Here is a 19,870-nt window from a genome sequence, read left to right on the forward strand (position 1 = left end):
CTTTCTGGTGTCGGTACCCGGCGAAACGCCTAGGCGGACTTCTTCTCGGCGACTGCGGAACCCGCGGACTCCCGGTCTGCGAGACCGAGGGCGATCTCGATCAGCTGGTCCTCCTGACCGCCGACCAGCTTGCGTCGGCCGGCCTCGATGAGGATCTCCGCACCGGACACCCCGTACCGGCGGGCGTGGGAATCGGCGTGCTTGAGGAAGCTGGAGTAGACACCCGCGTAGCCCATGGTCAGCGACAGCCGGTCGAGCAGGCAGTCGCCGTCCATGATCGGCCGGACGACGTCCTCGGCGGCGTCGATGATCTTCAGAGTGTCGATGCCGGTGCGGATTCCGAGCTTCTCGGTGACGGCGGCGAACGCCTCGACCGGGGTGTTGCCCGCGCCCGCACCGAAACGCCGGGTGGAGCCGTCGATCTGCAGGGCGCCGGCCTCGACGGCGAGCACCGAGTTGGCGACACCGAGCCCGAGGTTCTCGTGCCCGTGGAAGCCGACCTGCGCGTCGTCGCCGAGTTCGGCCACCAGGGCGGACACGCGGTCGCTGACGGCGTTCAGGATCAGCGCCCCGGCCGAGTCCACCACGTACACGCACTGGCAGCCGGCGTCGGCCATGATCCGGGCCTGCTTCGCGAGAACCTCCGGCGGCTGGCTGTGCGACATCATCAGGAAGCCGACCGTCTCCAGCCCGAGTTCGCGGGCGAGACCGAAATGCTGCACGGAGATGTCGGCTTCAGTGCAGTGCGTGGCGATGCGGCAGATGCTCGCGCCGTTGTCCGCGGCCTCCCGGATGTCCGACTGGACACCCAGTCCGGGGAGCATGAGGAACGCGATCCTGGCCCGCTCCGCCGTCTCCACCGCGGCCTTGATCAGCTCCTGCTCCGGGGTGTGGCTGAAGCCGTAGTTGAACGAGGAACCGCCGAGTCCGTCGCCGTGGGTGACCTCGATGACCGGAACCCCGGCGGCGTCGAGCGCCCCGACGATCGAGCGGACGTGTTCGACGGTGAACTGGTGTCGCTTGGCGTGGGAGCCGTCGCGCAGCGACGAGTCCGTCACCCGGATGTCGAGATCAGCACTGTAAGGCATCGGTATTTCCTTCGAAGAGTGAATGGGGCGGACGCGCTCAGACGCTCGCGCCGAGGATCTGCGTCGCGAAGCTCTCGCCGACCTTGGTGGCGGCGGCGGTCATGATGTCGAGGTTGCCGGAATAGGGCGGCAGGAAGTCGCCCGCTCCCTCGACCTCGAGGAAGATGCCGACCCGGGCGAGGCCACCGCTGATCGGCGTCGGGTCGTCGAACTGCGGTTCGGCGCGCAGACGGTAGCCGGGGACGTAGGCCTGCACGGACGCCGCGACGTCGTGGATGGACGCGGTGATCGCGGCCCGGTCGGCGTCGGCGGGAATGGAGCAGAACACGGTGTCCTTCATGAACATCGGCGGTTCGGCCGGGTTCAGGATGATGATGGCCTTGCCCTTCTTCGCCCCGCCGATCGTCTCGATGCCCCGGCTCGTGGTGATCGTGAACTCGTCGATGTTCGCGCGGGTGCCCGGGCCTGCGGACGGCGACGCCACGCTGGCGACGATCTCGGCGTACGCCACCTCGGTGATCCGGGAGACGGCGTGGACCATCGGGATGGTCGCCTGGCCGCCGCACGTGATGAGGTTGACGTTCGGCGCGGTCCGGTGCTCGCCCATGTTCACGGCGGGCACGACGGCGGGTCCGAGCGCGGCGGGGGTGAGGTCGACGGCCTGGATGCCGAGTTCCCGGTAACGGGGTGCGTTCACCCGGTGCACGTAGGCGGACGTGGCCTCGAAGACGATGTCGGGCCGCTCGTCCTGGGCGAGCAGCCAGTCGACGCCCTCGGCGCTGGCGATCACACCCCGGTCCGCGGCGCGCTTCAGTCCCTCGCTGTCCGGGTCGACGCCGATCATCCAGCGGGGCTCGATGATCTCCGAGCGGAGGAGCTTGTACAGGAGGTCGGTGCCGATGTTGCCGGATCCGACGATCGCGGCGAGAGCCTTGGTCACAGTTGTCGCCTTTACTTGAATTCTACTGATACGGAACCGATGTCACTGAAATCGGCGCGGAACACGTCGCCGGGCCGGGCGTCGATCGCGCGGGTGCACGAACCCGGCAGGATCACGTGCCCGGCCTCGAGTCGCACTCCGAAGGTTGCGACCTTCCGGGCCAGCCAGGCCACGGCCTTCGTGGGATTGCCGAGCACCGCCGACGCCTCGCCCCGCGCGATCTCCTCCTCGCCCTGGAACAGCACGGCGCAGATCCCGCCGATGTCGACGTTCGCCGGCTCGACCCGTCCGGCGCCGAGGATCACCCCGGCCGAGGACGCGTTGTCGGCGATCGTGTCGGCGAGCCCGATCTTCCAGTCGGTGATGCGGGAGTCGATCAGTTCGATGCTGGGAACGATGTATTCGGTGGCCGCCAGCACGTCCGCCTCGGTGCATCCCTCCCCCGGCAGGGTCTCGCCGAGGACGTATCCGATCTCCACCTCGATGCGCGGGTAGCAGAATCGGGCGGTGTCGATCGGCGTCCCCTCGGCGTACACCATGCTCGACAGCAGATGTCCGTAGTCGGGTTCGTCGACGCCCATCATCTTCTGCATGACCTCGGACGACAGACCGACCTTGTGGCCGTACACCGTCTCCCCCGCACCCCGCCTTGCCCGGATGTTGATCAGCGCGATCTCGTAGGCGTCGACGACGTCGATGCCCGGGAACACGGTGGTCAACGGATCGATCGGCGCGCGGCTCTGTTCGGCGTTCCGCAGGAGGTGGGCGGCGGACAGTCGCTGTGCATCGCTCAGCATCACGCCACCTCTCCCGCACGTGAGTGCTGTCGCGCGCCCCGGGACGTCTCGCCACTCACGTCGGCGACGTGCAGCGCGGCGATGTAGCCGAACACCATGGCGGGACCGATGGTCGCGCCCGCACCGGCGTATTCATTGCCCATCACCGACGCCGACGTGTTGCCGGTGGCGTACAGGCCGTCGATGACGGAACCGTCCTCGCGGAGCACCCGCGCGTCGGCGTCGGTGACGAGTCCGCCCTTGGTGCCCAGGTCGCCGGCCTCGCACCGGATCGCGTAGAACGGTCCCTCGACGATCTCGTCGAGGCACGGGTTCTTCATCGTCGGGTCGCCGTAGTACCGGTCGTATGCGCTGTCGCCGCGGCCGAAGTCCTCGTCCTTGCCGGTGCGGGCGAAGCCGTTGAACCGGTCGATGGTCGCAACCAGGGTGTCGGCCTTGACGCCGATCGCGTCGGCGAGGTCACGCAGGGTGTCCGCCTTGTGCACGACCCCGGAGTCGTAGAACCCCTGCGGGAACGGCACACCCGGCAGCACCTGCGCGAACGGGTACCGCGACTTCGCCTTGCCGTCCATCACGAACCACGCCGGGACGTGACCGCCGTCGAGTTGGTCGTGGACGAAGTTCACGTACGGCGACGACTCGTTGGTGAAGCGTTCGCCGCGGCCGTTGACGATCACCGACGGCGGAATGCACCGCTCCGACACGAGCGGGATCACGGCGCCCGTCGGGTGGAACACCGACGGCATCCACCAGGCGTCGTCCATGAGGTCGACTGCCGCGCCGAGCTTCTGGCCGGCGACGATGCCGTCGCCGGTGTTCTCCCGGGCACCGGCGCTGACGTCCGGGACGCCGTGCTTGGGCAGGTACTTCGCGCGCATGTCCTGGTTGTGGTCGAAGCCGCCGGTCGCGAGCAGCACGCCGCGACGCGCGCCGATCCGGACCGTTCGTCCGTCGCGTTCGGCGAGAACACCCACGACGGCTCCGGTGCCGTCGACGATCAGTTCCGTCATCGACGTCTTCAGCCACAGCGGCACCCCGGCGTCCTTGAGGACCATCCGCATCCGCGCCACGAGTGCGCGGCCGCCGGTGGCCATGTGGCGTCGGCGGATCACGTTGGACGCCACCCGCCACGCCGCGACCAGTGATGCCTTGCGGCCCTTCCAGGTGCGCTTGACCATGGCGAGGTCGTGGTAGTCCTTGGACGTGACCCACAGTCCCAGCGGGCCCTTCATGCTGTTCGGCCGCTGGTACTGCTCGTCCTCCTTCAGCGCCCGGGTGTCGAACGGCGTGCATTCGATGGTGCGTCCGAGCGGACGGCCGCCGTCGTACTCCGGGTGGTAGTCGGAGTAACCCTTCACCCAGTAGAGCTTCATGTGCGGGCTGCGGTCGAGCAGTTCCATCAGCTCGGGGCCCTTGTCGACGAACGCGTCGAGACGGTCGGCGGGAACCGTGCCCTCGGTGATGATGTCCAGGTAGCGGCGGATCGATTCCCGCGAGTCGATCACACCCCTCTCCCGCAGTGTCGGGGCGTTGGGAATCCAGATGCCGCCCCCGGAGATGGCGGTGGATCCGCCGAACGTGGCGCCCTTGTCGATGACGAGAGTGTCGATTCCCCGGTCGGCCGCGGTGATCGCCGCGGCCATGCCACCGCCACCGCTGCCGACGACGAGGAAATCGACTGTGGTGTCGAAGTTTTCTTCGGTGCCGCTCATCGTTCGCTGCCGTCCTTGCGGAGCAGGAAGGCGAGGACGGCACTCTCGAACGCCGTCTTCTGCTCGATCATCGCCCAGTGCCCGCAGTTCGGGAACACGTGCAGTTCCGCCCTGGGAATCGACCGCATCGGGATGATCGCCATGTCCAGCGGGCTGACCCGGTCGTCGCGACCCCACGTGAGCAGTGTCGGCGCCTTCACCTTGTGCAGCTGCGCCCAGTACGGCGTCGCATCGGACTCGAGCGCCGCCTTGGCGCCGGCCTCGAACGCCGCCTTGCTGTACATCTTGCGCGCGCTGGCGAGGGTCTCGGGGTCGGTTGCCTGCGTCCAGCGTTCCTCGATCAGTTCCTCGGTGACCATCGCGGGGTCGAACACCATCGAGTGCAGCCACGCGATCAGTCGTTCCCGGGTGGGGTCGTCCGTGAACTCCGTCAGGAGGTTGATGCCCTCACCGGGGCCGGGGCTGAAGAGGTTCCTGCCGATGCCGCCGATGGTGATCAGCTTGCCGACCCGGTCGGGGTGCGCGATGGCGAACTGGGTGGCGACGATGCCGCCCATCGAGTTTCCGAGCATCGCCACCTCGTCGAGTCCGAGACCGTCGAGGAAGCGGAGTACCGCGTCGCCTGCGGTGAGCATCGGATGACCGCCGAAGTCGTCGCTGACCCCGAATCCCGGGAACTCCAGGACGAAGGTGCGGAAGTGCTCGGCGAAGACGCCGAGGTTGCCGCGGAAGTTGCGCCACCCCGTCACGCCGGGGCCGGAGCCGTGCAGCAGCAGAAGAGGCGGACCGTCGCCGGCCTCGTGGTAGCGAAGCACGCCGAGGTCGGTCTTGAGCTCCTTCAGGGTGCCCTCGTAACTCGAGTCAGTCGTCATGGTCGGTCACGTTGCCAGCGCGCTCCCGGCTCGGACAGAAGCGATCCCGGTCAGCGAGACATCGCCCTGCTCGCGCAGGCATCGGCCGGGGATTTCCACTGACCGAGACGGCATCTCGTGACGGTTCGGGGCCGTCCCTAGCCTCGGGGACGATCGTCGAACGGGTCGGCGACGGAAGAGCAATCGGAGGCGGTCTGATGGCAACCGAACCGGCCGGCACCCAGCCCGGGATACGCTCGGACGCACCGTCACCGGACGAGATGCGCCGCACCCTAAGCCAATTCGCCAGCGGAGTGACAGTGGTAACCGGGCTCGACACGGAGGGTCCGGTGGGATTCACGTGTCAGTCGTTCGCGTCGGTGTCACTGGAGCCGCCGCTGATCCTGTTCTGCGCCGATCACCGCGGGCGGGCATGGCCGCGCATCCGGCGGTCGGGGCGCTTCACGATCAACGTGCTGCGCGAGGACCAGACGGACCTCTGTTTCCGGTTCGGCTCGAGCCGGGGCACCAAGTTCGACGGGCTGTCCTGGGGGCCGTCGCGGTGGTCGACGCCGTCACTGCCGGGGGTTCTCGTGCGCGTGCACGCGGACGTGCAGTCGGTGCACACCGCCGGCGACCACGACGTGGTGATCGGACGCGTCCTGGAACTCGAATCGGTGTGCGAGGAGCGTCCGATGGTGTTCTTCCGTGGCGGTTTCGGCCTCGACGCCGCTCCGCGACCCGTGCGCGCGTAACGAGTCCAGAGATTCGTCACGCGCGCACGGGCGCTACAGCCATTGCCCGGACTGCACCGCGAGGAGCTGGTCCAGGGTCTCGGTCGACCAGGAGCTGTCCGGGATTTCCGGGGTCCGGCGGCCGCGACGGGGTGTTCCCAAATCGGGGTGGAGCGTCCGGGTGACTTCCCGGGCGGCGTCGACGACGAGCGGGGCGACGCGTTCGAGTTGGACGGTGCGCGCGTCGCCGCACAGCGAGATGCCGGCCACCGGCCCGTCGGCGCTGCGGACCGCGACACCGACGCAGCCGATTCCGCGCACCGCCTCCCCCCGCTCGAACGCGAGACCGCGGCGCTGCCGGATCCGGTTGAGCTCCTGGTGCAGTGTGGACCGTTCGGTGATCGTGCGGTCCGTGCTCCGGTTGAGCCGCGGCCCGTACATGCCGTCGACCTCCTCGGGGTCCACCCACGCCAGCATCGCCTTGCCGCCCGCGGTCGTGTAGGCGGGAACGCGCCCACCCACCCGCGACGGCAGGCTCGCGGCCATCCGTCCGCCCACCTTGTCCAGGTACACGCTCTCCGCGCCGTCCAGCACGGCCAGGTGCACCACCATTCCGGTCTGCATGTGCAGTTCGTGCAGCAGCGGGGCCGCCGCGGCCCGAACCTGGCTGTGCCCGTTGTCGCCGCCGCCGAGCCCCATCGCGCGCCGTCCGAGGCAGTAGCCGAAGCTCGCGTGGTCGACCCAGTCGAGGCGGACCAGCTGGTCGAGGATGCGGTGCACCGTGGACCGCGGCAGCCGGGTGCGGCACGCGACCTCCTCGAGGGTCAGGCGCGATGTGCGGCCGTCGAACGCGTCGAGGATCAGCGTCATCCGCTCGACCATCGACGGTGGCAGATCCTTCTTCGCAGCGGGTACCGACAGTGCATCATCCGAATCGACGACAGTCATCGACGCCTCCAAATATCCTGGTCACACGCATACGCCCGACAAAAATTGAAATGAATTCTTAAAATGTACCAGCCGTGCCCGCCGCGGGGAAGAATTCGGACCACCGCCGCGTCCGGTCACCGGGAATGCCCGCGCGGCACCCGGGCACCTCCACTACAACGGTGACGACAGACCGACCCCCGACAGCGGAGTAACGAACTGATGCACATAGGAATCGCGCCGCCCATCGTCATCGCGCACCCCGCCGTCCGCGCGGACTGGGAACTCGGCGCCGGCATCGCGGAGTTGACCGCGATCGCCCGCACAGCCGACCGCCTCGGCTACCACCACCTCACCTGCAGCGAGCACGTCGCCGTACCCACCGACGTCGCGGTCGAGCGCGGCGGCACCTACTGGGACCCGCTCGCGACACTCGGGTTCCTCGCCGCCCAGACCACCGCCGTCCGCCTCGCCACCCAGGTTCTGGTACTCGGCTATCACCACCCCCTCGAGATCGCCAAGCGGTACGGCACGCTCGACGTCGTCAGCGGCGGCCGGCTCGTCCTGGGCCTCGGCGTGGGCAGCCTGCGCGAGGAATTCGACCTGCTCGGCGCCCACTTCGACGACCGCGGTGCCCGCGCCGACGACGCCCTCGCGGCGCTCCGTGCGTCGCTGTCGCAACCCCGGCCCGAGTACCACGGCACGTTCTACGACTTCGACGGCGTCGTCGTCGAACCGCACGCCGTCCAGCCGCGGGTCCCGCTGTGGATCGGGGGACGGACTCTGCGATCCCTGCGCCGCGCCGCGACGCTCGGCGACGGGTGGGTGCCGTTCGGCCTGTCGCTCGACGAGTTGTGCACGCTGCTCGCCAGGGTCGACCTCCCCGACGGTTTCGAAGTGGTCCTCAGCGCCGGCGCGCCCCTCGACCCGATCGGCTCCCGCGACACCGTGACCCGCGCCCTCGAACGACGACGCGACGCCGGCACCACCGTCGTCAGCGCCACCCTCGCGTCCACGAGCGCAGCCCACTACTGCGAGCAACTGGAGGCCCTCCGACAGTTGGGCGACGAACTCGGCGTCTCCTTCCGCACCGCAACCGAAGACAGGATCCGTCCATGACCGGCACCGACGAACTCGTCCGCGCACTCGCCGAACGCGTCACCGCACTCGAAGACAAGCTCGCCATCCTCGAATTGATGACCGCCTACGGTCCCGCCATCGACAGCGGTTCGGCCGACGCGGTCGCGCGGCTGTGGACCGAGGACGGCGTGTACGACGTCGACACCGGGGTGATGCGCGGGCATGCGGCAATCACGGCGATGGTGCAGTCGCAGGCGCATCAGGGCTGGATCGGTGCTGGCTGCGCGCACATGCTCGAGCCCGGGCACGTGCGCGTCGACGGTGACACCGCGGTGGCCACGTGCAAGTCGCAGTTGATCATTCACGACGACGAGGGATTCCGCGTCCACCGGATCACTGCCAACCGGTGGGAGCTCGCCAAGATCGACGGCGAGTGGAAGGTGACCCGGCGCGTCAATCGGTTGCTCGACGGCCGGGAGGAGGCGCGCACCCTGTTGGCGGCTGGTGTGCGGGCCTGAGCACTGGCTCTGCCGCACCGACACGAGGCCCGCAGGTGCTGCGGGCCTCGTGTCGGTGTGCGCGGAGGGAAGGTGTGCGCGGAGGGAAGGTCAGGCGACCATCTCCGACTTGGGCACCGTCGCGCCGACCGGACGCTCGATCTTGTTGCGGGTGAGGAGAAGCCCCATCACCGCGGCCAGCAGTCCGGCGACGGCGAGTGTGAAGAAGGCGTAGACGAAGCCCTTCTCCGAGTACTGCGCGGCACGGCCCACCAGCACGACACCGGGGATCGCGACGATGGCGATCATCACCTGACTGCCGATCGCACTGCCCAGCGAGCCGGACAGGTTCAGCATCCCACCGGCAATCCCCTGCGTCTGCGCGGGCACGGTGCGCATGATGAGGTTCGGCAGCGTCGCCGACGCGGAACCGAGCCCGAGGCCGATCACCAACTGCCCGAATATCATCTGGACCGTCGAGTCGTGCAGGGTGGCGAGCAGGAACGATCCGAGCGCGAGGGACGCGCCGCCGAACACCAGAACCGGCGCCGGGCCGATACGACGGGTGAAGTATCCGCCGACCGGGCCCGCGATCATCGACACGACGCCCGTGGGGACGGTGTAGATGGCGACGGCGAGGGCGGTGACTCCGAATCCGTAACCGAGACCGGGATCGGTCATCACGAACATCGGGATGAGCATCGAATGGCTGACGAGGACGAACTGGACGAAACCGCTGGCGGCCAATGTCTTTGCGACGGGTCCGTGCTTCAGCAGCTGCAGGTCGATGAGCGGTTCCTTCGGCGTGCGTTCGTAGAGAAGCCAGCCGGCGAGGATGGCGAGCCCGCCGCCCACACACAGAAGCGTCTGCGGGGCCGTGTAACCCCACGCGGTGGCCTTACCGATACCGAACAGCAGCACGAATGCGCCGAGTCCGAGGATGGCCGCGCCGAGCACGTCGAGCTTCGATCGCGTCCGCAGCGTGGTCTCGGGAACGAAGATCGCGACCGCGATTCCGACGACCGCCACGTGGAGGAGTTGCGCCCAGAACACGCCGGTGTAGCCGAAGTGGTCGATGAGGTAGCCGCCGATGATCGGGCCGAGGATGGTGCTGGCGCCCATTCCGGTGGCGACGAATCCGACGGCCACGGGAATGATCGACGGGGGCAGGGTGTCTCGGATCAACCCGTAGGCGAGCACGAGTATCGCCATGCCCGCACCCTGGAGTCCGCGGCCCACGAGGAAGAGTTCGAAGTTGGGGGCCAGCGCGCCGAGTAGTGAACCGGCGCCGAACAACGCGGCGGACACGAGCATCATCCGCTTCTTGCCGTAGATGTCGCCGAGTTTGCCGACGAGCGGAGTCGAGGCGGCGAGGACGAGCGTGACGATCGTGATCACCCAACCGACGTTCGCGGTGCCGAAGTGTTTCGCGATCTCCGGCAACGCCGGGGTGACGAAGTTGTAGGCGAGCGGGATGACTTCGACGAGAAGGATGATCAGGGCGAGGAGGGCGAACGACTTCCCGCGTGAGAGCGGTGCGCGCTCCGCCTCACCTGGGGACAGGGGCATGTTATGCATATGTGGCTCCAGGGGATTCGAGAGGGTCAGCACGCCCAACCTGGCATGCCGCTCAGTGACGTCGACCACAGTTCCCACTCACCGAGACCTGTCCGCAGCCGGTGTCGTCGATGCCGAATCGGCAGGAAAAGTAGAAAACATTCCTCTATCAGATTGCGCCTCTCTCGTGACTGATCAGTGGTTCGTGCGATACAACTAGAATGAAATCTAATTCATCTCGCACTCAGGAGTTCCCATGACGGAATCACTCAGCCTCGCCGGACGCACTGCCGTCGTCACCGGCGCGGGCGCAGGCCTCGGCCGGGCCGAAGCCCTCGCACTCGCCGCCGCCGGCGCGGCAGTCGTCGTCAACGACATGGGCGACGGCGCACACGCAGTGACCGCGGAGATCGCGGCGGCCGGCGGCCGCGCCACCGCCGTGACCGGTGACGTCTCCGACTGGTCGCTCGGCGAACGCCTCGTGCACGAGGCCGTCAGCACGTTCGGATCGATGGACATCCTCGTCAACAACGCCGGAATCCTGCGCGACAAGATGATTTTCAACCTCACCGAATCCGACTGGGACGACGTCATCCGCGTCCACCTCAAAGGGCACGCCGCCACGTCGCGGGCCGCGGCCGTGCACTGGCGCGAGGCGAGCAAGGACGCCGGAGGCCCGGTATACGGGCGGGTCGTCAACACGTCGTCCGAGGCGTTCCTGTTCGGATCGGCGGGCCAGCCCAACTACTCGGCCGCGAAGGCCGGGATCACCGCACTCACACTCTCGACGGCACAGGGCCTGTCCCGCTACGGGGTGCGCGCCAACGCGATCTGCCCGCGCGCCAGGACGGCCATGACCGCCGACGCGTTCGGCGAGAACACGGCCGACGCGGGACTCGACCCCCTGTCCCCCGAACGGGTCGCCACCCTCGTCCACTACCTGTCCTCCCCCGCCGCCGACGAGATCAACGGACAGGTGTTCGTCGTGTACGGCAAGATGGTCGCGCTGATGGCGGCACCGACGGTCGAGAACCGCTTCGACGCAGCGGGTTCCGAGTTCTCGCCCGAGGAGCTCGAGGAGCTTCTCACACCCTATTTCGCCGGCCGCGGACCGCACGAGAATTATGCCGCGTTCAGCATCGCCGAACTGGAGAAGGTCGCGCTGGCGACCGGTGACACCGCCGATGTCTGAGCCACAACCGCAGAAGGAGCGCACGATGAGACTGCACGGAAAGACGGCGATCGTGACGGGCGGCGCCGGAGGCATCGGCCGGGCCGTGACGACGGTGTTCGTCCGCGAGGGCGCCAACGTCCTGTTCGTCGACATCGACGACGAACGCGGCAAAGATCTCGAGCAGGAATTGGGATCGTCCGCTCGCTTCCTGAACACCGACATCTCCCGGCGCGAATCCGCCGAGCAGATCCGGGACGCCGCCGTCGCAGCGTTCGGATCCGTGGACGTGCTGGTCAACAACGCCCACGCCTCGCGGCAGGCACTATTGATCGACCACACCCAGGAGATGTTCGACCTCTCGTTCCGGACCGGGTTCTATCCGGTCGTTCACCTCATGCAGGCGTGCTACGAGCAGTTGAAGGCGGCGACGGGGTCGGTGATCAACTTCGCGTCCGGGTCCGGGCTCGATGGCATGCCCACCCAGACGTCGTACGCCGCCGCCAAGGAAGCGATTCGCGGCGTCAGCCGGGTGGCCGCCAACGAGTGGGCGGCCGACCAGATCCGGGTCAACGTGATCTGCCCGTTCGCCGCGACCGAGGGCGTCCTCGCCTGGCAGGAACAATTTCCCGACCGCGCCGCCGCGTCCGTGGCGAAGGTTCCGCTGCAGCGGATCGGCGATCCCGAGACTGACATCGCGCCCGTCGCGGTGTTCCTCGCCTCCGAAGATTCGCGGTACATGACCGGACAGACACTGATGGCGGACGGCGGCAGCATCAAGCTGCGCTGATCCGCCCGGACAGGAGAACGACGATGGAAGACTTCGAAGGCCGGGTCGCCCTGATCACCGGCGGCGCCCGCGGCCAGGGCCGCAGCCACGCGGTCGCACTGGCCGAACGTGGAGCAGACATAGTTCTGTGCGACCGCTGTGAGGACAGCCCGGCCGTGAACTATCCCCTGGCCACTGCCGCCGATCTCGACGAGACCGCGGAGCTGGTGCGCGCCACCGGCCACCGGTGCATCACCGCCAAGGTGGACACCGCCGATCGGGCCGCGATGGACGCACTGGTTGCGGAGGCGGAGTCCGAGTTCGGGCGGATCGACGTCGCGGTCGCGAATGCCGGCGTCTCGGTGGCCGCCCCGGTGCAGTCGCTCGCGCAGGAACAGTGGTCGGAGGCGATCGGTTCCAACCTCACCGGCGTCTTCAACACAGTGGGAGCGGTGGCGCCCGGCATGATCCGGCGGGGATACGGCCGGATCGTCACCATCTCGTCGATGCTCGGCCGGGCCGGCAACACCAACATGGCCGCGTACGCGGCGTCGAAGTGGGGTGTCATCGGGCTCACCAAGAGCGCGGCGCTCGACCTCGCCCCGCACGGCATCACGGTGAATGCGATTGCACCGGGCAATATCTCGACACCGATGATTCACAACGACGCCCTCTACCGGATGATGCGGCCGGACCTGGAGATGCCCGGAGCACAGGACGTGGAACCGGTGTTCCGCAGCCTGCACGCCCAGCCCGTGGCGTGGCTGGATGCCGCCGAGATCACCCGGGTCGTGCTGTTCCTCGCCGCCGAGGGCAGCGCACACATCAGCGGCATCGTCCTGCCCGTCGACGCGGGCAATGCCGCGCGCGGCCTGTGAGTACTTATTAACCGCCCGACGTTAATAAGTACTCACGGGCGCTAATGGTCAAGGCTTTGATTACACCGATTCGGCCGCTAACCTGTGCTCATGCCCGAGGAGACGACCGACCAGAGCAACCTGGACTTCCTGTCCTTCGTGGACTTCGCGGTGGGCAAGACCGTCGACGAACTGCCCGAGGTCGATCCGGTGTCCATGCGCCTGGTTCTCGCGCTGCACCGCGTGACCAGTGCCCTCGTCTACGACCTGGAGTCGACGGTCCACCGGCCCAGCGGGTGGAGCTGGCCCGGATTCCGGGTGCTGTTCGTGTTGTGGCTCGCCGGACCGTGCGAAGCCAAGCGGGTGGCCTCACTGTCCGGGATGAGCAGGTCTGCTGTATCGGCGCTGGTGAATACGCTCGAGCGCGACGGTCTCGTGACGCGGCGACCGTCCGCAGGCGACCGCCGGGCGGTCGACCTCGAACTCACCGACGCCGGGCACGACGCCATCGTCAGCACGTACTCGGCGCACAACAGACGTGAGCAGACGTGGACCGACGCGCTGACAGCGTCGGAACGGCTCGACCTGATCCGCCTGCTGGAGAAGCTGGCGTCGGGCACTGCCGCACGCGAAGCCGTCAAACGCAGTTGAGGTAGACGATGCTCGTGAGCAGTCTCATCCGTCCGGGCGATCAGCGCCTCGTCTCGTTCGACGAGTTCCGCGAGTCGGTGAGCGACGCGTTCGTCCCCCTCGAGATGACGTCGGCAGACCACGACGACTTCCGTGGCGTCGTGCGCGGCGCGACGGTCGGTGCGATCCGGATCAGCGAGGTCATGGCCGCCCCGCACGTCATTCGCCGAACACCGCGGACCATCCGCGCCGCCAACCCCGACTACTTCAAACTCGGACTGCAGGTGCGCGGGTCGTGCGTCCTGAGCCAGGACGGCCGCGAAGCCGCGCTCACCCCCGGCGACTTCGCGATCTACGACACGACCCGGCCGTATCAGCTGTCGTTCGACGACCGGTTCCGGATGCTCGTCGTGATGTTCCCCCGGCACCTGCTCCGCGTTCCGCCCGACGGCATCGCCCAGCTCACCGCGCGCCGGGTGCCGGGCAACCAGGGGCTCGGTGCCGTCGTCACCCCGCTGCTGCGCGGGCTCGGCGAGCAGATCGCCGCCGCCTCCCCCACCGTCGCGGTCCACCTCGGCGATGCCGTCCTCGATCTGGTCGCCGCCGCGTTCGCGGAGCAACTCCACCTCGCCGACGGACTGATCCCACAGTCGCGTGGAAACGCACTGCGAGTCCGGGTCACCGCCTTCATCGACGAGCGGCTCGCCGACCGGGAGCTGGATCTGCACTCGATCGCCAGTGCCCATCACATCTCGGTACGGCACCTGCAGAAGATGTTCGAGGCCGACGGCGACACGGTGAGCGGATGGATCCGACGCCGCCGCCTCGAACAGTGCCGACGCGATCTTGCCGACCCCCGTTACCGCGATCTGCCGGTCTCGGCGATCGGTGCCCGTTGGGGTTTCGCCGACGCCGCCCACTTCTCCCGGCTGTTCAAGAACACGCACGGATCGACGCCCGGCAGATACCGCGCCGACGCCACACCGGTCACCGGGTCGACGCGTCCGGCCCGATGATCTCCGCGATCTCGTCGACGTGCACGGGCCTGCGCCAACTGTCCCAGCCCACGTGGATCTGCCGCGGGTGCACGGACGGGTCGAGCACGCCGTCCTGGTGAGTGTGCCCGTGCAGCAACCAGTCTCCCTCGTCCTGCAACCGGTATTTCACGCCCCGGTCCTCCGCGGTGTGGTCGCCGACGTACGGGAAATGGGAGAGCAGCACGGTCTCGCCCGCGATCTTGCGCCGCGCGAACAACTGCACCGACGCGAACGTCTCCAGGAACACCCGTTGCCGGATGTGGCTGTTGCGGTTCGCCATCGGGTGACACGAGTCGTGATTGCCGGGGATCAGATGCAGTTCGACGTTCCGCTTCCGCGCGAACTCGTCGAGTGCGCGCAACGCCCAGTCCTCGGCGGCCTTACCTCCGACGGTGATGTCGCCGAGTATCCAGAGTTGATCGCCGCTCCCGACGGCGGCGGCCAGCGCGTCGAGGATGGATTCGTCGTGTGCGTCGATCTGCGTTTCGAAGCCCCGGATCTCCACCAGCCGTGCGTGACGAAGGTGCAGATCGGACGTGAACCACACGCTCATGCCAGGAACCGCGACCGCAGTTCCGCGAAGAACGCCGCCGACAGCCGCTCGAAGTCGTCGGCGCTCACGCGGATCCGGTCGCCGATCTCCAGCTTCAGCACGGACTGGCCGGAGACATACTTCAGGACGCTGATGCCGCGCAGGATGCCGTCGTTGTTCATCAACGAGTCGGCGATGATCTCGACTTCGTTGAGCGGGTTCCCGTCCTTGCCCGTCACCGCCCGGATCCGGTGGACGAAGTAGCGGTCCAGCACCAGGACCATGTTGCCGAAGAACAGTGGCTCGAAGTCCTCGAGTGCGGCGAAAACCTTCTTGCCCGTGACCTCGCCCGCAATCGCCCCCGTCAGCGACGTGTACGCGGCGACCTGCTCCGCGACGGACGCCTCGGCGTGATCGATTTCGTCCTTCGTGTAGTTCTTCCGTCCGAGCACTTCGCCGTCTCCTTCGATGCACCGGGTGTCGGATCGACACGCTGAACTCCCAGACCAGCAGTGTTCCACCTTCCACATCCCAGCAGATGAGGGTTCGAGGTGCGATACTCCCGGGTGGCTCTTGCCTCGTATCAACCGGCAACAAAGAAGTCCGGAAGGATGCACCGATGAAGGTCACGATTGCACGAACCGTAGGTATCGCCGCCGCTGTCGCCGGCGCGGGACTACTCGCCGCACCCACCGCGTCCGCGGCACCCGAAGACGTCACGGTCGATATCGGCGTCGACGGGAATGCCGTGGTGATGGACGTCCGGTACGACGTGTCCGGGGCAGTGGTGTGCGTGATGAACATCGTCCCCGTCGACGGAACCCTGCCGGCCGCCACCGTGGGCCCGACCGTCGTGATGGGCGGAGACGACGGCGAGCTGAAGGCCACCGTCGACCCCGGCGAGTACGCGGTGCAATGGTCCTGCTCGAGCGTGCCGTCGTTCGAGCAGTGGGGAAGCATTCCGCCGCTGACCAACGGCACCGTCGAACCCACCATCGTCACCGTCACCGAGACGTCCGGGCCGGGCGGCGGAGGCTCGTCCGTCAGCCCGTTCGGCAGTTGACGGAACTATCCGGGGCGGGTGCGTAACGAAACCGCTGCGAGCGGGGATTGACAGTACGGAATCCCGCAACGGACAGGAACCCTCCGCCATGGCTACCGTCACGCACATCGATATCGCTCGCGCCCGCCGCTCCCGTCGGGTTCTCTTCATCGGCAACCCCACGCGGTACAAAGAGGTGTCGCACTGGGCGATGGTCAAGCAGTGGATGGTGGTCCACGGACTCGAGCCCGTCCGGAAGATGGACGGCCCCGCGCTCTGCGCGATCGTCACCGAGGACGTCCTCGACGGGGTCGGCTCACCCCAGGACGCGCTGACCGTTCAGAATGCTCGTGAACAGGGCATACCGGTGATCAGCGTCCACGACAGCACCCAGATCTGGCAGGCCACGGCCCGCGTCCGCGCGTCCATCGCACGATCCGGCGGCGGCGCACACTCGAGCACGCACCACCAGGGAGCCTGAGGAAGCCGGGCCGCCGCCGTCATGGTCGACTGGGACGGCGAAGGCTACGCCGATGTCGGCGCCCTCCAGCGCGCCGTCGCGGAGACATCGATCGCGGAACTCGCCCTCGCGGGCCGTGAACGGTTGCTCGACGTGGGATGCGGCGACGGATTCGTCACGCTCCGCATCGCCGAACGGCTTCCCGGCGGTTCGGTGGTCGGAGTGGACGCGTCGCCGCGGATGATCGCGAAAGCCCAATCGCGAGTGTTGCCGGACGGCACCCGCGCCGAGTTCCGCATTGCCGACGCACGTGGCCTCCCGTTCGACGCCGAGTTCGACGTCGCGGTGTCGTTCAACGCCCTGCACTGGGTCCCCGACCTGCAGGTGGCCTTGGCCGGGATCGCCCGCAGCGTCGTGGACGGCGGACGGGTGATCATCCAGATGGTGTGCGCCGGCCCGCGGACCAGTGTCGAAGACGTCTTGATGGCCGTAGCGGCGGGCCCGCGATGGGCGGAGTTCTTCACCGACTTCACGGCGCCGTTCATCCACGTCGAACCGGAGAGATTCCGCGACGTCGCGAGGGCGGCAGGACTCGACACCACCGACCTCGTCGTGCGCGACGTCGAATGGGATTTCGGTTCCCGAGAGGAATTCGCGCGGTGGTGCACCGTCGGATCCACCGACTGGACCACGCACCTCGCCGACGCAGCCGTGCCGGAGTTCATGGACGACGTCGTGCGCGCGTACGAGCAGATCTCGGGACGTCCCGGACTGTTCCTGTTCACCCAGATGCGGGCGGAACTCGTCCGAACGTCCTGACCGCAGCTGGAGCACGCCTGTGTAGTGGTGCCCCCAGTCGGACTCGAACCGACACTGGGCGGATTTTAAGTCCGCTGCCTCTGCCAATTGGGCTATAGGGGCTACCGGCCGCCGAGGGTGTCGCTCGGCGACCGTGCGCAGATCACCCTAGCTCAGGCGATCGACAATGCGATTCCGTCGAGGATGTCGTGTTCGCTGACGACGAGTTGGTCGATGCCGGCCTTCTTCTCGAATGCGTCGGCCAGTGTCAGGGTCACGATCGCGCCGCCGCCGATGACGTCGACCCGGCCCGGGTGCATCGGGCCGAGGGCGGCCCGCTCGGTGTGGGTCATGGCGATCAGCGAGTTGCAGACCTCGCGCAGCCGGGGCATCGGGATACGGGACAGGTGCACCCGCTCGGCGTCGTACTCGGGCAGTTCTTCGGCGAGCGCGGCGATGGTGGTCATCGTTCCGGCGACGCCCACCCAGGTGTGGGCCTGTTCGACGGGGACACGCGCGAACGCCTCGTCCAGCCGTTCCTGCGCGAACGCGCGGGCCTCCTCGACCTGTGCGGGAGTCGGCGGATCGTCGTGGAGGCAGCGCTCCGTGATGCGCACGCATCCGATGTCGGTGGAGAATGCGGCGTGGACGCCGGATTCGTCGCCCAGGACCACTTCGGTGGAACCGCCGCCGAGGTCGACGACCACGAACGGCCCCTGCGACGGATCGAGCTCCCCGACCGCTCCGTTGAACGACAGCCGTGCTTCCTCGTCGCCGGTGATGACCTCGGCCCCGGCGCCGGGGATGACTGCGCCCAGCACCTCGCGGGTCATCGAGAAGAAGTCCTCCCGATTGGACGCGTCGCGGGTGGCGGACGTGGCCACCATGCGGACGGCGGTGGCCCCGGCGTCGGCGATCATTCCGGCGTACTCGCTCAACGCGACCCGGGTGCGTTCGATGGCCTCGGGCGCCAGGCGCCCGGTGGCGTCCACGCCCTGTCCCAGCCGGACGACGCGCATCTCGCGACATACGTCGTGCAGTGCGCCCTGCTCGTCGACGTCGGCGACGAGCAGGCGGATGGAGTTCGTGCCGCAGTCGACGGCGGCGACGCGGGTCACTGCTCGGGACTTTCGACGTCGTCGATGCCGGGCCAGTCCGCGGGGATCGCGGTGCCCCTCAGCTTTCCGCCTGCCGCGGACGCGGCGAGGGCCACCGATTCGTCGCCCAGCGGGTTGACGCCCGGTCCCTTCGCCAGCGAGTGGGCCATCAGCACGTGCAGGCATTTGACGCGCTCGGGCATTCCGCCGCCGGTGAAGTCCGTTCCGAGGGGCTCGATGGCGTCACGTTCGGCGAGATACGACTGGTGGGCGCGCAGGTACGCTGCCGCGAGTTCCGGGTCCTGCCCGAGACGCTCGGTCATCTCACGCATCACCCCCGCGGACTCCTGCCGGCTGGCCTCCGCGGTCAGTCGCGGATCGGTCAGGTAGTACAGCGTCGGGAACGGTGTTCCGTCCGGAAGTGTGGGCGCGGTCTTCACGACGCCGGGCGTGCCGTCGGGACTGCGGTACGCGATCTCGAGCACTCCACGCGGTTCGCGGCCCAGCTGGGCGGCGACGGCGTCGAGGTCTTCCTGCGGCACGGGGTTGGACGGGTCGGACGAAGTGGTCACCCGGTGGGTTCTCCTGGTTCTGGCGGTACGGGCGGCGGCACCACGGGGGGCGCCGGAGCCGGTGCCGGCTGCACCTCGGGCGCGGCCGGCGGTTCTGAAATGGTCTTCCACAGGTCGGAGTACCAGGGGCCCGCCATCTCGGCGTCCTTCTCCTCCGGCTTCTCGGGTTCCTTGTAGTCGCCGGGCAGCTGCACCTGGAACGGGGTGTCGCCGGGCTTCACCCACCGGAGCCGGCCGCGTGCCTGCGCCTCGATGTAGGCGGGGTCGGAGTAGCGCTCCTCGAGTATCCGCAGTTCCTGCAGATCCTTCTCGAGCTGAACCTGTTCCGCCGCAACACGGTCCGCTTCCCCACGCTGGGTGAGGTAGTTGCGCAGCGGAACCGCGAGGGTGAGCGCGAGGAGCAGCACGACCATGACGAGGACGAGCGCCCGGCCCGTCGACAGTCCGAGGATCGTGTGCTCGGAGCGCATTGTACGGGCGGCCCCGGCCGCGCCGACCCGTCTCGGGCGGGCGCGACCGGGGAGCACCTTGCCGGTGTCGGCGCCGTCGACGGCGTCCGGCTTGCCGTCGGCCTGCCCCGGCGTCGTCGACTTGGTGGTACGGGGACGCCGCGCTCCGCCCGGAGCGCCGTCCGCCCGGTTTCCGCGGACCCGCTCACCCCGCCCGGAGCCCCGGCCGCCCGGACTTGCTCCGGACGACCGCGGCCTGCCGCGCTGTGCCAC

23 protein-coding genes and 1 tRNA gene are annotated in these 19,870 nt (G+C 68.3%); 11 read left to right on the forward strand and 13 right to left on the reverse strand.

Features of this window, described 5'->3' with window-relative positions; translation table 11 throughout:
- Positions 1–29: 29 nt before the first annotated feature.
- Genes dmpG through GO592_RS20815 form a run of 5 tightly spaced genes read right to left on the reverse strand, consistent with a single transcriptional unit; the run spans position 30 to position 5,409 of the window.
- Complete coding sequence (gene dmpG, locus GO592_RS20795) at positions 30–1,088, reverse strand: 4-hydroxy-2-oxovalerate aldolase (RefSeq protein WP_007300157.1); 1,059 nt, start codon at positions 1,086–1,088, stop codon at positions 30–32.
- A 37-nt stretch (positions 1,089–1,125) separates the two neighbouring features.
- Positions 1,126–2,028, reverse strand: coding sequence for an acetaldehyde dehydrogenase (acetylating) (locus GO592_RS20800; protein WP_005565236.1), 903 nt, complete (start codon positions 2,026–2,028; stop codon positions 1,126–1,128).
- Positions 2,029–2,039: 11 nt separating this feature from the next.
- A complete protein-coding gene (locus GO592_RS20805) occupies positions 2,040–2,825 on the reverse strand; it encodes a 2-keto-4-pentenoate hydratase (RefSeq protein ID WP_007300156.1) in 786 nt (261 codons plus the stop codon).
- A complete protein-coding gene (locus GO592_RS20810; protein WP_007300155.1) occupies positions 2,825–4,537 on the reverse strand; it encodes an FAD-binding protein in 1,713 nt (570 codons plus the stop codon). The genes GO592_RS20805 and GO592_RS20810 overlap by 1 nt, the downstream gene beginning before the upstream one ends.
- Positions 4,534–5,409 (reverse strand): alpha/beta fold hydrolase, encoded by an 876-nt coding sequence (locus tag GO592_RS20815; protein ID WP_007300154.1) that lies wholly within the window; start codon positions 5,407–5,409, stop codon positions 4,534–4,536. Before GO592_RS20815 ends, GO592_RS20810 begins: the two co-directional genes overlap by 4 nt.
- A 197-nt stretch (positions 5,410–5,606) precedes the next feature.
- On the opposite strand from GO592_RS20815, the gene GO592_RS20820 reads away from it, so the two are divergent.
- Positions 5,607–6,143, forward strand: coding sequence for a flavin reductase family protein (locus GO592_RS20820; RefSeq protein WP_007300153.1), 537 nt, complete (start codon positions 5,607–5,609; stop codon positions 6,141–6,143).
- Positions 6,144–6,176: 33 nt separating this feature from the next.
- Here GO592_RS20820 and GO592_RS20825 read toward each other — a convergent pair whose 3' ends face one another.
- Positions 6,177–7,070 (reverse strand): IclR family transcriptional regulator, encoded by an 894-nt coding sequence (locus GO592_RS20825; RefSeq protein ID WP_007300152.1) that lies wholly within the window; start codon positions 7,068–7,070, stop codon positions 6,177–6,179.
- 201 nt (positions 7,071–7,271) lie between these two features.
- Between GO592_RS20825 and GO592_RS20830 the strand changes: the two genes are divergently transcribed.
- Both GO592_RS20830 and GO592_RS20835 read left to right on the forward strand, forming a co-directional pair.
- On the forward strand, positions 7,272–8,168 hold the full coding sequence (locus GO592_RS20830; RefSeq protein ID WP_007300151.1) for a TIGR03619 family F420-dependent LLM class oxidoreductase: 897 nt from the start codon (positions 7,272–7,274) through the stop codon (positions 8,166–8,168).
- Positions 8,165–8,647: a nuclear transport factor 2 family protein gene (locus GO592_RS20835; RefSeq protein ID WP_007300150.1), complete on the forward strand. Its 483-nt coding sequence runs from the start codon at positions 8,165–8,167 to the stop codon at positions 8,645–8,647. Before GO592_RS20830 ends, GO592_RS20835 begins: the two co-directional genes overlap by 4 nt.
- 90 nt (positions 8,648–8,737) lie before the next feature.
- On the opposite strand, the gene GO592_RS20840 is transcribed toward GO592_RS20835, so the two are convergent.
- Positions 8,738–10,195, reverse strand: coding sequence for an MFS transporter (locus tag GO592_RS20840; RefSeq protein ID WP_007300149.1), 1,458 nt, complete (start codon positions 10,193–10,195; stop codon positions 8,738–8,740).
- Between the two features lie 244 nt (positions 10,196–10,439).
- Between GO592_RS20840 and GO592_RS20845 the strand changes: the two genes are divergently transcribed.
- From GO592_RS20845 to GO592_RS20865, 5 genes are all read left to right on the forward strand, one after another.
- Positions 10,440–11,375 carry a 3-oxoacyl-ACP reductase gene (locus GO592_RS20845; protein ID WP_007300148.1) on the forward strand — a complete coding sequence of 312 codons (936 nt, stop codon included), beginning with the start codon at positions 10,440–10,442 and terminating at the stop codon, positions 11,373–11,375.
- A gap of 25 nt (positions 11,376–11,400) precedes the next feature.
- Complete coding sequence (locus GO592_RS20850; RefSeq protein ID WP_007300147.1) at positions 11,401–12,144, forward strand: SDR family NAD(P)-dependent oxidoreductase; 744 nt, start codon at positions 11,401–11,403, stop codon at positions 12,142–12,144.
- Positions 12,145–12,167: 23 nt separating this feature from the next.
- Entirely contained in the window at positions 12,168–13,001 is an 834-nt protein-coding gene (locus tag GO592_RS20855) for a mycofactocin-coupled SDR family oxidoreductase (RefSeq protein WP_007300146.1), read from the forward strand.
- 90 nt (positions 13,002–13,091) lie between these two features.
- Positions 13,092–13,631 carry a MarR family winged helix-turn-helix transcriptional regulator gene (locus tag GO592_RS20860; RefSeq protein ID WP_039952746.1) on the forward strand — a complete coding sequence of 180 codons (540 nt, stop codon included), beginning with the start codon at positions 13,092–13,094 and terminating at the stop codon, positions 13,629–13,631.
- 8 nt (positions 13,632–13,639) lie between these two features.
- Positions 13,640–14,626: a helix-turn-helix domain-containing protein gene (locus GO592_RS20865; protein WP_007300144.1), complete on the forward strand. Its 987-nt coding sequence runs from the start codon at positions 13,640–13,642 to the stop codon at positions 14,624–14,626.
- Here GO592_RS20865 and GO592_RS20870 read toward each other — a convergent pair.
- Positions 14,598–15,200, reverse strand: coding sequence for a metallophosphoesterase (locus tag GO592_RS20870; RefSeq protein ID WP_007300143.1), 603 nt, complete (start codon positions 15,198–15,200; stop codon positions 14,598–14,600). The two genes, GO592_RS20865 and GO592_RS20870, sit on opposite strands and share 29 nt — an antisense overlap.
- Positions 15,197–15,631 (reverse strand): hypothetical protein, encoded by a 435-nt coding sequence (locus tag GO592_RS20875; RefSeq protein ID WP_007300142.1) that lies wholly within the window; start codon positions 15,629–15,631, stop codon positions 15,197–15,199. The genes GO592_RS20870 and GO592_RS20875 overlap by 4 nt, the downstream gene beginning before the upstream one ends.
- Positions 15,632–15,798: 167 nt before the next feature.
- Between GO592_RS20875 and GO592_RS20880 the strand changes: the two genes are divergently transcribed.
- From GO592_RS20880 to GO592_RS20890, 3 genes are all read left to right on the forward strand, one after another.
- On the forward strand, positions 15,799–16,242 hold the full coding sequence (locus GO592_RS20880) for a hypothetical protein (RefSeq protein WP_007300141.1): 444 nt from the start codon (positions 15,799–15,801) through the stop codon (positions 16,240–16,242).
- A gap of 88 nt (positions 16,243–16,330) precedes the next feature.
- Positions 16,331–16,702: a hypothetical protein gene (locus tag GO592_RS20885; protein ID WP_007300140.1), complete on the forward strand. Its 372-nt coding sequence runs from the start codon at positions 16,331–16,333 to the stop codon at positions 16,700–16,702.
- A 21-nt stretch (positions 16,703–16,723) separates the two neighbouring features.
- Positions 16,724–17,500, forward strand: a complete 777-nt coding sequence (locus tag GO592_RS20890; protein WP_007300139.1) for a class I SAM-dependent methyltransferase — start codon at positions 16,724–16,726, stop codon at positions 17,498–17,500.
- Positions 17,501–17,525: 25 nt separating this feature from the next.
- Here GO592_RS20890 and GO592_RS20895 read toward each other — a convergent pair.
- From GO592_RS20895 to GO592_RS20910, 4 genes are all read right to left on the reverse strand, one after another.
- A tRNA-Leu gene (locus GO592_RS20895) sits at positions 17,526–17,602 on the reverse strand.
- 50 nt (positions 17,603–17,652) lie between these two features.
- Positions 17,653–18,597 (reverse strand): Ppx/GppA phosphatase family protein, encoded by a 945-nt coding sequence (locus GO592_RS20900; RefSeq protein WP_007300138.1) that lies wholly within the window; start codon positions 18,595–18,597, stop codon positions 17,653–17,655.
- The gene (locus tag GO592_RS20905) at positions 18,594–19,148 is read right to left on the reverse strand and encodes a DUF501 domain-containing protein (protein WP_005255623.1); all 555 of its coding nucleotides are present in this window, start codon (positions 19,146–19,148) and stop codon (positions 18,594–18,596) included. The genes GO592_RS20900 and GO592_RS20905 overlap by 4 nt, the downstream gene beginning before the upstream one ends.
- Positions 19,145–19,870: an FtsB family cell division protein gene (locus tag GO592_RS20910; RefSeq protein ID WP_005255615.1), complete on the reverse strand. Its 726-nt coding sequence runs from the start codon at positions 19,868–19,870 to the stop codon at positions 19,145–19,147. Before GO592_RS20910 ends, GO592_RS20905 begins: the two co-directional genes overlap by 4 nt.

It is taken from the genome of Rhodococcus sp. 21391 (assembly GCF_016772255.1).
Classification (GTDB): Bacteria; Actinomycetota; Actinomycetes; order Mycobacteriales; family Mycobacteriaceae; genus Rhodococcus_F; species Rhodococcus_F opacus.

Excerpts from the sequence above, each read along its gene's own strand:
- dmpG (WP_007300157.1), bottom strand. The coding sequence starts at position 1,088 with ATGCCTTACAGTGCTGATCTCGACATCCGGGTGACGGACTCGTCGCTG.
- GO592_RS20805 (WP_007300156.1), bottom strand. The coding sequence starts at position 2,825 with ATGCTGAGCGATGCACAGCGACTGTCCGCCGCCCACCTCCTGCGGAAC.
- GO592_RS20810 (WP_007300155.1), bottom strand. The coding sequence starts at position 4,537 with ATGAGCGGCACCGAAGAAAACTTCGACACCACAGTCGATTTCCTCGTC.
- GO592_RS20815 (WP_007300154.1), bottom strand. The coding sequence starts at position 5,409 with ATGACGACTGACTCGAGTTACGAGGGCACCCTGAAGGAGCTCAAGACC.
- GO592_RS20820 (WP_007300153.1), top strand. The coding sequence starts at position 5,607 with ATGGCAACCGAACCGGCCGGCACCCAGCCCGGGATACGCTCGGACGCA.
- GO592_RS20825 (WP_007300152.1), bottom strand. The coding sequence starts at position 7,070 with ATGACTGTCGTCGATTCGGATGATGCACTGTCGGTACCCGCTGCGAAG.
- GO592_RS20830 (WP_007300151.1), top strand. The coding sequence starts at position 7,272 with ATGCACATAGGAATCGCGCCGCCCATCGTCATCGCGCACCCCGCCGTC.
- GO592_RS20835 (WP_007300150.1), top strand. The coding sequence starts at position 8,165 with ATGACCGGCACCGACGAACTCGTCCGCGCACTCGCCGAACGCGTCACC.
- GO592_RS20840 (WP_007300149.1), bottom strand. The coding sequence starts at position 10,195 with ATGCCCCTGTCCCCAGGTGAGGCGGAGCGCGCACCGCTCTCACGCGGG.
- GO592_RS20845 (WP_007300148.1), top strand. The coding sequence starts at position 10,440 with ATGACGGAATCACTCAGCCTCGCCGGACGCACTGCCGTCGTCACCGGC.
- GO592_RS20850 (WP_007300147.1), top strand. The coding sequence starts at position 11,401 with ATGAGACTGCACGGAAAGACGGCGATCGTGACGGGCGGCGCCGGAGGC.
- GO592_RS20855 (WP_007300146.1), top strand. The coding sequence starts at position 12,168 with ATGGAAGACTTCGAAGGCCGGGTCGCCCTGATCACCGGCGGCGCCCGC.
- GO592_RS20860 (WP_039952746.1), top strand. The coding sequence starts at position 13,092 with ATGCCCGAGGAGACGACCGACCAGAGCAACCTGGACTTCCTGTCCTTC.
- GO592_RS20865 (WP_007300144.1), top strand. The coding sequence starts at position 13,640 with ATGCTCGTGAGCAGTCTCATCCGTCCGGGCGATCAGCGCCTCGTCTCG.
- GO592_RS20870 (WP_007300143.1), bottom strand. The coding sequence starts at position 15,200 with ATGAGCGTGTGGTTCACGTCCGATCTGCACCTTCGTCACGCACGGCTG.
- GO592_RS20880 (WP_007300141.1), top strand. The coding sequence starts at position 15,799 with ATGAAGGTCACGATTGCACGAACCGTAGGTATCGCCGCCGCTGTCGCC.
- GO592_RS20885 (WP_007300140.1), top strand. The coding sequence starts at position 16,331 with ATGGCTACCGTCACGCACATCGATATCGCTCGCGCCCGCCGCTCCCGT.
- GO592_RS20890 (WP_007300139.1), top strand. The coding sequence starts at position 16,724 with ATGGTCGACTGGGACGGCGAAGGCTACGCCGATGTCGGCGCCCTCCAG.